This window comes from uncultured Pseudoflavonifractor sp., from assembly GCA_904419835.1.
Classification (GTDB): Bacteria; Bacillota; Clostridia; order Oscillospirales; family Oscillospiraceae; genus Pseudoflavonifractor.
Genome location: CAJFTA010000072.1, coordinates 1 through 10,066 on the forward strand (window position 1 = coordinate 1; position 10,066 = coordinate 10,066).

Annotated in this window: 9 protein-coding genes and 1 pseudogene; 1 reads left to right on the forward strand and 9 read right to left on the reverse strand. The window is 63.5% G+C overall.

The genetic code is table 11. The features are described from left to right. The 9 genes and pseudogenes from QZY67_RS10755 to QZY67_RS10795 form a co-directional block, all read right to left on the reverse strand. The coding region (locus tag QZY67_RS10755; RefSeq protein WP_295370226.1) for a rubredoxin-like domain-containing protein at window positions 1-351 on the reverse strand (351 nt) is incomplete at its 3' end. Window positions 352-381: 30 nt separating this feature from the next. Then, the gene (locus QZY67_RS10760; protein WP_294536279.1) at window positions 382-786 is read right to left on the reverse strand and encodes a transcriptional repressor; all 405 of its coding nucleotides are present in this window, start codon (window positions 784-786) and stop codon (window positions 382-384) included. Window positions 787-941: 155 nt separating this feature from the next. Next, window positions 942-1,553, reverse strand: a complete 612-nt coding sequence (locus QZY67_RS10765; protein ID WP_295370239.1) for a DUF4093 domain-containing protein — start codon at window positions 1,551-1,553, stop codon at window positions 942-944. A 27-nt stretch (window positions 1,554-1,580) separates the two neighbouring features. After that, complete coding sequence (gene holA / locus QZY67_RS10770) at window positions 1,581-2,624, reverse strand: DNA polymerase III subunit delta (RefSeq protein ID WP_295370228.1); 1,044 nt, start codon at window positions 2,622-2,624, stop codon at window positions 1,581-1,583. Between the two features lie 25 nt (window positions 2,625-2,649). After that, window positions 2,650-4,956: a DNA internalization-related competence protein ComEC/Rec2 gene (locus tag QZY67_RS10775; RefSeq protein ID WP_295370230.1), complete on the reverse strand. Its 2,307-nt coding sequence runs from the start codon at window positions 4,954-4,956 to the stop codon at window positions 2,650-2,652. Continuing rightward, window positions 4,949-5,167: a helix-turn-helix transcriptional regulator gene (locus QZY67_RS10780; protein ID WP_294553293.1), complete on the reverse strand. Its 219-nt coding sequence runs from the start codon at window positions 5,165-5,167 to the stop codon at window positions 4,949-4,951. Before QZY67_RS10780 ends, QZY67_RS10775 begins: the two co-directional genes overlap by 8 nt. A gap of 284 nt (window positions 5,168-5,451) precedes the next feature. Further along, window positions 5,452-5,532: pseudogene (locus QZY67_RS10785) on the reverse strand (HIT domain-containing protein); the annotation flags it as partial. Window positions 5,533-5,651: 119 nt separating this feature from the next. Continuing rightward, entirely contained in the window at window positions 5,652-5,990 is a 339-nt protein-coding gene (locus QZY67_RS10790) for a histidine triad nucleotide-binding protein (RefSeq protein WP_295370233.1), read from the reverse strand. 57 nt (window positions 5,991-6,047) lie between these two features. Continuing rightward, window positions 6,048-6,638 carry a TetR-like C-terminal domain-containing protein gene (locus QZY67_RS10795; protein WP_295370235.1) on the reverse strand — a complete coding sequence of 197 codons (591 nt, stop codon included), beginning with the start codon at window positions 6,636-6,638 and terminating at the stop codon, window positions 6,048-6,050. Between the two features lie 213 nt (window positions 6,639-6,851). On the opposite strand from QZY67_RS10795, the gene QZY67_RS10800 reads away from it, so the two are divergent. Further along, the coding region (locus tag QZY67_RS10800) for a glycoside hydrolase family 3 N-terminal domain-containing protein (RefSeq protein ID WP_295370237.1) at window positions 6,852-10,066 on the forward strand (3,215 nt) is incomplete at its 3' end.

Sequence of the window (10,066 nt, forward strand, 5' to 3'; positions counted from 1 at the left end):
GGTGACCACCTCGCCCAGCAGCTCGGCGAACTTGGCGGCGTGCTCGGCCTCCTCATAGGCGGCCTTCTCCCAGTACAGGCCGATCTCGGGATAGCCCTCGCGGTGGGCCACGCGGGCCATGGCCAGATACATGCCGACCTCGGAGCACTCGCCCTCGAAGTTCATGCGCAGGCCCTTGATGATCTCCTCGTCCACGCCCTTGGCCACGCCGACCACGTGCTCAGCGGCCCAGGTCTTCTCGCCGGACTGCTCCTTGAACTTCTCGGCGGGAGCCTTGCAGATGGGGCAGAACTCGGGCGCGGAATCGCCCTCATGGACATAACCACAGACGGTGCAGACAAACTTTTTCATGTTCTTTTCCTCCTGATTTTTATTTCATATTTAAGAGATTTGGCTTTTCTCCCCGCAGCCTGTGCAGGTGCCGTGGAAAACAAGGTCGTGATGGTGTACCTGGAGTCCGTATTTCTCGCTGACCTGCCGATCCAGCCCGGCGTCCACCGGAATCTGATGCAAATCAATCACAGCGCCGCAGTGGTCACAGATAAAGTGATTGTGCGGGCGGACGTCTGCATCAAAGCGCTCCTGCCCGTTGACCACCGCCACACACTGTATCGTCCCCTGCTCCCGGAAAAAGTTCAGGTTCCGGTAGACAGTGCCCAGCGACAGATCCGGATGGGCGGGCTTGAGCCGCTGATAAATCCAGTCAGCCGAGGGGTGGATATGGGTGGAACAGATGGCCTCCAGAATGGCCTCACGCTTTTTGCTGTACCGGATGGTGCGTTCCATACTCGCCTCCTTAACAGTAGTAGTTCTTGTTTGCAGGATTATAATAGCATACCCATTCCGGTTTGTAAAGAGGTTTTTTCGCTTTTTCGAAAAAATTTTTTGGGCAGGATGCGCGCGGGCCCGGCGGATTGTTCCGCCGGGCCCACAGTACAAATTTATTGCTTTTCAGCCGCCTCCAGGGCGGAGACGGCCTCCTGGAACGCCTCATAGGTGCAGAACACATTCAGCGCCTCCAGCATGGCGTTGGCCGTCATATGCTCGGGCAGCTCCAGGCGGCGGAGCAGGGCCTGGCGGCGGGCCGCCGAGTCCGGAGCGCCGGAGAGCCCGGCGGCGAACAGATCCGCCTTGGTGATGGGGCGGCGGGGCGCCTGTTCTCCCGCCGTCTGGTCCAGGAAGGTGACCCCCGCCCGGCGCAGCGCCTCCTCCAGCACCTGGGGGCGCATGCCCTCCACCCCCAGCTTGCCCTCCTTCCCCGGCTGGCGCTTGCGGCGCTCCTTGCCGAAGAGGTCGGGGATGTAGGCGTGCTTTACCTGCCCGGGCGGGATGGCCCCCTTGAGGAAGTTGCGGATGACAAAGCCCGCCCCGTCCGAGTCGGTGAGCACCACCAGCCCCCGCTCCCGGGCCAGGCGGCGGAGCAGGGAGAGCCGCTCGCTGTCCTTGAAGATGCCGAAGCCCTTTGTCTCAATAATAATGGTATCCACCAGCTGGGAGAGGGTGTTCTTGTCGTAACGCCCCTCCACCACCACGGCTTCCTTGATTTTCAGCATCATCGCTATCTCTCCTGTCCGGCGTTTTCAGCCCTTCCGGGACGGGGCCCCCGCCAGCTCCAGCAGGAACTGGGTGAGCAGCTCCTCCCCGTCGGCTCCGGTGGACTTCATGGCCAGGTCTATCTCCCCGCAGCGGATCACCGCCCGGCGGCACCAGGGCAGGGAGAACCGGCGGGCCGACTGCATCAGCTTCTCCGCCGGGTAGGCCGAGCGCATGCCCCACAGCTCCATCAGGTAGGCCGTGCCCTTCCGGTTCTCAATGGCCAGGCGGGCGGAGTAGAGCTGGCGGAGCTGCTTCCCCAGGACAGCCAGAATCTTGATGGGGGCCTCCTGCATGTGGTACAAATCCCCCAGGACGGCGGCGGCCCGGTCGAAGTTCCCGGCGGCAATGGCGTCGGTCATCTGGAACACCACCGCGTCCAGCTGGGGGGTGGCCACGGCGTCGATGTCCTCCCGGGTGACGCGGTGGTTCTTGGCATAGGCCCCCACCTTGCCAATCTCCGAGATGAGGCCGTTCATCAGGTCGCCGCAGAGGAAGATGAGGTACTTGGCGTCCTCGGAGCTGATATCGTGCTCCAGGGCCTTAAAGCGCCGGCGGACCCAGTCCACCAGATCCCCCTGCTCCTGCCGGGCGAAGTTGACCACGCTGCCGTGCTCCTTCAGGGCGGCGGCCAGCTTGGTGCGGGCGTCCGCCTTGTACTCGATAAGGTCGTAGACAAAGACCAGGCACACATAGTCGGGCAGGTCGGCAAAGAGGGCGGCGAGGCCCTCCCTGTCCCCCTTGTAGAGGTCGTAGTCGCTGACCACAATCAAAGTCCGCTCGCTCATCATGGGCAGGCAGTCCACCATCTGGGCCAGGCGCTTGAGGTCAAACTCCCTGCCGGCCATGGTGTGGAGGTTGAACTCCTCCATGCCGGCCGGCAGGAGCTTCTTTTTCATCTGCCCCAGGTAGAAGTCCCGCAGGTAGGTCTCCTCCCCGTGGAACACATAGAGGCGGCCGATGCTGCCGTTGGCGATGTCCTTTTTCAGCTTCTGATAGGCGGCGCTGTCCGCCTTTTCCTTTTTTGACATGGGTTGTTCCCCCTTGTGGGTGGATTCAGTCCGCTGCCCGGACGGTGACGGTCCCCTGGAGGTCGGTGCGCCAGACGGCGCAGCCCGCCTGAGCCAGCCGGTCCAGGGTTTCGGGCGCGGGGTGGCCGTAGGAATTGTAGCCCACGGAGATGACGGCGTACTCCGGCATGACCGCCTCCAGCAGCTCCGCCGAGGTGGAGGACGCCGAACCGTGGTGGCCCGCCACCAGCAGCTCGATGTCGGGCAGGGCTCCGTATTTGATGAGCCGCTGCTCCACGGCGGCGTTCATGTCCCCGGTGATGAGGGCCTCAAAGTCCCTCAGGGCGGCCAGCACAGAGAGGCCCTCCTCGTTGCCGCCGCCGGTGCCCAGGGGCGCGTAGAGGGTGAGGGACGCGCCGCCCAGCTCCACCCCGGTGTCCTCCTCAATAAAGACGACCTCCGTCCCCTTCTCCTCCGCCAGGGCCAGAATCTCCGCCCGGAGGGGGCTCTCCGGCTCCACGTCGGGAACCGCCAGGGTGGTGACGGTCAGCCGCTCCATCAGCTCGGGCACGCCGCAGGCGTGGTCGCTGTGGTAGTGGGTGAGCACCAGCAGGTCCAGGGTGCTCCTGCCCATGGCCTGCACATAGTCGGCGGCAATGTCACCCGGGTCCTCCCCGCCGCTGCCGCCGCAGTCCACCAGCACCGTGCCGCCCTGAGCGGACAGCAGGACGCTCTGTCCCTGTCCCACATCCAGCACGGTGACAGTCAGCCCGCCGCCCCGCAGGGACGCCATGTTGAACACAAGGGCCGCCGCCAGTGTGACGGAACAGCAGCACACCGGGACAATGGGCCGGGGCTTCTCCCTGCGGAACAGGACGCAGGCTCCAATGACGGCGTAGACAAAGAGGATCCAGAACAGGAGATACCGGCCCGCCTCCAGGCTGACCGAGACAAAGGGTAAGCTGCTCAGTCCGTACACAATGCGGTGGAACAGCCAGCTCACCGGCTCCGCCAGGGCGGCCAGCGCCGAACCCACAGCGGGCAGCGCCCCGCCCAGAGCCGCGGCGGGCAGGCACAGGAGGAAGAGCACAGTGACCGCCCATAGGGTGAGCAGGTTGGCCAGGGGCGAGATGAGGGAGACGGTGCCGAAATACCAGACGGTGAGGGGCGTGGTGAAGGCCACGGCTCCCAGGCTCATGGTGACGCAGCCCACCAGGAAGCATACGGCGCTGTTGTACAGCCGCCGGGGCAGGGTTTTCCCCTTTTTCAGGGGGAAACGGTGGAAAAATTTCTCGTTGAGCCGCCCCGTAACGGTGAGAATCCCCGCCACCGACAGGAAGGAGAGCTGAAGGCCCACATCCATGGCGGCGTTGGGGTTCTGGAGCAGGAGCAGCAGGAGGGAGAAGGACAGGGAGGTCACCGTGTCCCCCTCCCGGCTCAGGGCGGGGCCCAGCAGGAGGAGGATCTGCATCACGCCGGCCCGCACCACCGAGGGCGCAAAGCCGGTCAGCGCCATAAAGGCCAGCACCAGCGGGATGGAGGCCGCCGCCATCAGCCTTCTCCGCCGCCTGCGCACCAGCACGGCGGGCAGCAGCACCACCATACTGGTGTGCATGCCGGACACGGCCACCACGTGGGCCAGGCCGCAGCGCTTGAGAGCGGTATAAAACCCGCCGGTCAGGCCGGACCTGTCCCCGGTGGTCAGGGCCAGGGCAAGGCCGGCGGTCTCGTCGGAAAACAGTTCTTCAATGTGCTCCCCCATGGCCCTGCGCCACAGGGCGGGCCAGTATTTCAGGGGCACGGCCTCCGCCGGCGTGACCGCCGGGACGCCCTGGGCGCTGGCGGTGAGAAAAATGCCCTTGGCGTAGTAGTAGCCGCTCTTCTCCCCGGCAATGGCGTCCGCCAGCTTGAGCCGGGCAGTGCAGGTCAGGGTGTCCCCGGGCTTCATGTCCGGGATTTCCTCATCGCCGGGGTAGAAATAGAGGACAGCCCCCAGCTCCGGCCCGCCCGGGTTTGAAAGCCGCACCTCCGCCGAGACGCTGTACGTCCCCGCTTCGGGCCAGTCCGTCACCTGAGCGGTGATGGTTCCCTCCGTCCCCGCCAGACGCTCCGCCGGGAGGGCCGTGCCCATGTCATAGGCCCAGCTCCACAGCAGGCCCAACGCCAGCCCGGCGGCCCACAGCAGCGGGCGGAGCCTGCCGTCCTCCCGCCGCCTGCGCCAGCGGAACAGGCATACCGCCCAAATCAGCGCGCACAGGGCCGCCCCGGCCAGCCGGACCGGCCGGGGAAGCAGGTACACCGCCAGGAATACGCCCGCCCCAAAGGGCAGCGCAAAGGAGGCCAGCTTACGCATTTGGCTTCGACGGATTATCAGTACGTCCGAGAATGTAGTCCGTTGAGGTTTCGTAATAATCTGCCAGCTTGATTAATGCCCAGACAGGAATCTCCCGGATTCCCTTCTCGTAGCGGCGGTAAACTTCCGGCCTCATACGCAAGAATGCCGCAACTTCTTTTTGTGTCAAGTCTTTATCAGACCGGATGTCTTCTAAGCGCCGAAAATACATAATATCACCCAGACAAAACTACCAAACGGTAGTATTGTCGAGCGAATAACAGACCATACGGTCTTTTTATTACATTTTCTTCAAATTAAAGGGCCTGTCGAAGCAGTTGCAATCTGTAAAGAAAAAGAGCCGCCAAGAACCTTGGCGGCTCTCCATCCAGTTTTGATAGAATCAGCCAGGCGGCCAGGTCACCGCAGCGTTAAGAAAACTTGCCTGCGGCAAGTTTTTAGCGTAGGCCCCGGCGGCTGGGCCGCCGGGGTGGCAGTCACGTCAAAACGCTGAGATTAACCAGGCGGCCAGGTCATATCCCTTCCGGCCAGCACATGGAAGTGCAGATGATGCACGCTCTGGCCCGCCTGCTCACCCCCCAGGCGGAAACCGCCTGGGGTACCCCGTTCATTTTATCTGCTCGGGCGGAGTGAATCCGCCCGGCATCAAGGTTTTGGCCCTGCGGGCCAAAACACTTGGCGCGGCTCGCAGGCCCTTAGCCAGGCGGCCAGGTCATATCCCTTCCGGCCAGCACATGGAAGTGCAGATGATGCACGCTCTGGCCGGCCTGCTCGCCGCAGTTGGACACCACGCGGAAATCGGTGATGCCCAGGTCCCTGGTCACCTTGGCGATGACCTCAAAGGCGTGGGCCACCACGCCGGAATTCCCGGCGCTGATTTCGCCGCAGGAGCCGATATGGGCCTTGGGAATCACGAGAAAATGGGTGGGCGCCTGGGGGTCGATGTCGTAGAAGGCATAGACCTGCTCGTCCTCATAGACCTTGTTGGACGGAATCTCACCCGCCGCAATCTTACAGAACAGACAGTCGCTCATGGAACAACCTCCTTCCGGAAAATGTTTTCTCCAGTATACCATATCCCGGCGGACTTGTCATTCCTTTTTCCCAGCCTGACGGGCCAATTCCGGCGCCGCCCGCATCATCGTCCCGGTCATCCCCTCCAGCAGATCCGCCAGCTCCGCCGGCTCCATGTCGCAGCCATTTCGCACCCACTGGTGGATTGCGCCGCTGCCCCCCATGAACATGTACTGGAGCATATACTTCCACTCCGTCTCCGGCACGTCCATCTCCGCCCCCGCAGGCCAGGAATACCGGATGGTCTCCTCAAACACACGACGCTGAAGCGGGGAATTCATGTCCATAAACTGCCCGTTGTATATCAGCAGCGCGAACATCTCCCGCCGCTCCTTGATGTAGGCCAGCATGGACTCAGTCTCTACTCCACCCGTCCGCACATAGTCCACCAGTGCGTCCACCAGCTCGTTGCCCATCTCATAATAGAGGGAAAACACGTCCTGATAATAGGCATAAAAGGTGGAGCGGTTCAGCTCCGCCGTCTCGCACAGCTCCTTGACCGTAATCTTCTCCACCGGCTTCTCTTCCAGCAGCCCCAGCAGGCTCTCCCGCAGCAGGCGCTTGGTCAGCCGGGTCCGCTGGTTCTCCCTCCGCTCCTCTTTCTCCATGGCGCGTCCTCCTGTTTCCCGTCTTTTTTGTCGTTCATGCCGCAATTCCAACACTTTTTCATTTTGTGTCTTGAACACAACGTTTTTAAAAAATCTAATGATTGAAATACAACACTATGTTGAATACAATACAGCATGGGCACAAAAAAAGCAACTGTCTTTTTCATTTTTGATTTTGTGCCCGGGCAAAATAAAAGGAGAAGGAGCATGGATATGAAAGAAAAGAACACGGCGTCCCCCCGCCCGGCGGGAAAGCTGCCCGTTATCCTGGTCAGTGTGCTGCTGGTCATCGCGCTGATTGTCAACGTGGTGTGCATCCAGCTGTACCCCGCCATCAACGCCTTCATGGCAGCCAACCTGAACAGCCGCCTCACCGGCGGCAATGTCACCGCCGAGCAGCTCACCCCCGAGGAGGCCAAGGAGGCCAGCCTGCTGATGGCCCAGGAGCTGGAGGCCGAGGGCCTTGTGCTGCTGGAGAACAAGGACGGCGCGCTCCCCCTGGAGCAGGGCGCCAAGGTCAACCTGTTCGGCTACGCCAGCATCTCCCCCCTCTACGGCGGCACCGGCAGCGGCTCCAGCGACACGTCCTCCAACGTGGACCTGATCCAGGGCCTGACCAATGCCGGCTTTACCGTCAACGAGGAGCTGGCCGACTTCTACCGCAACTCCGGCGTCAGCCGTCCCGAGCAGGGCGGTTACACCGGCTCCAACTTCACCCCCGCTGAGGTGCCCGCCTCCCAGTACACCGACGAGGTGCTCCAGCAGGCCCGGGACTTCTCCGACGTGGCCGTGGTCATGCTCTCCCGTATCGGCGGCGAGGGCGGCGACCTACCCGCCGACATGTACGAGGCCGGGTACAGCGACACCGACGACGGCCGCAGCTACCTCTCCCTCACCCAGGACGAGGAGGACCTGCTGGAGCTGGTCAAGTCCCAGGGCTATGAGACCGTGGTGGTGCTCATCAACTCCTCCCACGCCATGGAACTGGGCTTCCTGGAGGATAAGGGCATCGACGCCGCCCTGTGGATCGGCGGCCCCGGCAGCACGGGCATGAACGCCGTGGGCGAGGCCCTGTCCGGCGTGGTAAACCCCTCCGGCCGCCTCACAGACACCTACGCCTATGACATCTCCTCCTCCCCCGCCTACTGGAACGCAGGCGACTTTACATACAGCAACCTGGAGCGCAACTACGTGGAGTACGCCGAGGGCATCTACGTGGGCTACCGCTTCTACGAGACCCGCTGGATCGACAACGAGACCGGCGAGTGCGATGAGGAGGCCTACCAGGCCGCCGTCCAGTATCCCTTCGGCTACGGCCTGAGCTACACCACCTTTACCCAGGAGATTGAGGACTACTCCGACGCCGACGGCGCCATCTCCATGACCGTGAAGGTGACCAACACCGGCAGCGTCCCCGGCAAGGACGTGGTCCAGGTCTACTACACCGCCCCCTACACCGTGGGCGGGATTGAAAAGGCCCACGTGGTGCTGGCCGGCTTCGACAAGACCGAGCTGCTCCAGCCCGGCGACAGCCAGTCGGTCACCATCTCCTTTACTGCCGAGGACATGGCCTCCTACGACTACCAGACCAACGGCTGCTATGTGCTGGAGTCCGGCACCTATCAGATTAAGCTGATGAGCAATGCCCACGAGGTCATTGACCAGCGGGAGTACACTGTGGCCTCCACCACTGTCTATGACGAAAATAATCCCCGCTCCACCGACATGACCGCCGCCGTCAACCGCTTTGACGACGTGACCAGCGGCCAGATTACCCAGTACGTCTCCCGGGCCGACTGGGAGGGCACCCTGCCCGCCGCCCGCACCGACGGCAAGACCGCCTCCGACGAGGTTGTCGCCGCCTTTACCAGCCCACCGGTATATGAGAGCAACCCGGACGACCAGCCCATCACCTTTGCCAACCATGGCCTCACCCTGGAGGATCTGTCCGGCAAGGATTACGACGACCCCATGTGGGAGCAGCTCCTGGAGCAGCTGAGCGTGGAGGACATGACCAACATGATCTCCAACGGCGGCTGGTCCACCCCCGAGGTCACCAGTGTGGGCAAGCCCGCTACCAACGACCTGGACGGCCCTGCCGGCATCAACAGCCTGGTGAGCAGCCTGCGGGGCGTGTCCTTCCCCAGCCAGGTGGTCATCGGCTCCACCTGGAACCGGGCATTGGTGGAGGAATTCGGCCGCACCTTCGGCGCGGAGGCCGTGGCCAACCACGTGGTGGGTCTCTACGCCCCCGGCGCCAACATCCACCGCACCCCCCTCTCCGGCCGTAACTTCGAGTACTACTCCGAGGACAGCCTCCTCTCCGGCAAGCTGGCTGCCGCCACCATCCGGGGCGCCGCCAGCCAGGGCGTCTACTGCTATATCAAGCACTTCGCCGTCAACGACCAGGAGAGCAACCGGCTCTCCATCTCCGTGTGGACCAACGAGCAGGCCATGCGGGAGATCTACCTCCGTGCCTTTGAGATTGCCGTCAAGGAGGGCGGCACCACCGCCATCATGAGCAGCTACAACTACCTGGGCACCGTCTGGGCCGGCGCCAGCCCCGCCCTGCTCACCGGCGTGCTCCGGGACGAGTGGGGTTTCCGGGGTACGGTGGTCACCGACTCCGCCATGGGCAATACCTCCTGGATGGACGTAAATCTGGCCATCCGGGCCGGCGGAGACATGATGCTCTGCCTCATGGGCGTCACCCTGGACAGCTCCAGCAACACCGCCCAGCAGGCCATGCGCACTGCCTGCCACAACATTCTTTACACCCAGGCAAACAGCGCCGCAGTATCTGCCGCCGCCGACACCTCCCCCTACTGGCTGGTTCTCCTGGTGGTGCTGGACACCGCCGTCCTCTCCGCCGCCCTCTTCGTGTTCCTCAACCGCAGCAAGTGGAAGGACAGCGTGAAGGTTCCTGCCAGAGCGGCCATTGTGGTGGTCATCGCCCTGGTGCTGGCCCTCATCTTCTGGGCCGCCTTCTTCCGCACCGGCGGTGTGGCCGCGGCCGAAGGGGACCAGCAGTCCCCCGCTCCCACCGCCTCTGAGACCGTCCAGCCTACTGAGCCCGCGCAGCCCGGCAGCGACGCCTACCTCACCCTCACCGGCACCGGCGACGGCTGGCTGGTCTGCAACGTGGTCCTCATGAGCGACAACACCTTCACCGTCGCCTTCGACTACAACGCCGAGAACTCCGGCATCCAGACCGACTCCGGCACCTGGGCCCTCAACGATGACGGCTCCATCTCCCTCACCGGCGACACCCGCTCCTTCACTGCAACCACAACCGACGGCGCCAACTACACCATGGACGTGGAGAATCTCCAGACCGGCATCATCTGCACCGTCTCCGGCGCCCTCGGCGGCGGCTCTTCCGCCCCCAGCGACGGCTCCTACCTCACCCTCACCGGCACCGGCGACGG

Bases quoted from the DNA above. Each gene is read 5' to 3' on its own strand.
- QZY67_RS10760 (WP_294536279.1), bottom strand. From the start codon at position 786: ATGGAACGCACCATCCGGTACAGCAAAAAGCGTGAGGCCATTCTGGAG.
- QZY67_RS10765 (WP_295370239.1), bottom strand. From the start codon at position 1,553: ATGCTGAAAATCAAGGAAGCCGTGGTGGTGGAGGGGCGTTACGACAAG.
- holA (WP_295370228.1), bottom strand. From the start codon at position 2,624: ATGTCAAAAAAGGAAAAGGCGGACAGCGCCGCCTATCAGAAGCTGAAA.
- QZY67_RS10775 (WP_295370230.1), bottom strand. From the start codon at position 4,956: ATGCGTAAGCTGGCCTCCTTTGCGCTGCCCTTTGGGGCGGGCGTATTC.
- QZY67_RS10780 (WP_294553293.1), bottom strand. From the start codon at position 5,167: ATGTATTTTCGGCGCTTAGAAGACATCCGGTCTGATAAAGACTTGACA.
- QZY67_RS10790 (WP_295370233.1), bottom strand. From the start codon at position 5,990: ATGAGCGACTGTCTGTTCTGTAAGATTGCGGCGGGTGAGATTCCGTCC.
- QZY67_RS10795 (WP_295370235.1), bottom strand. From the start codon at position 6,638: ATGGAGAAAGAGGAGCGGAGGGAGAACCAGCGGACCCGGCTGACCAAG.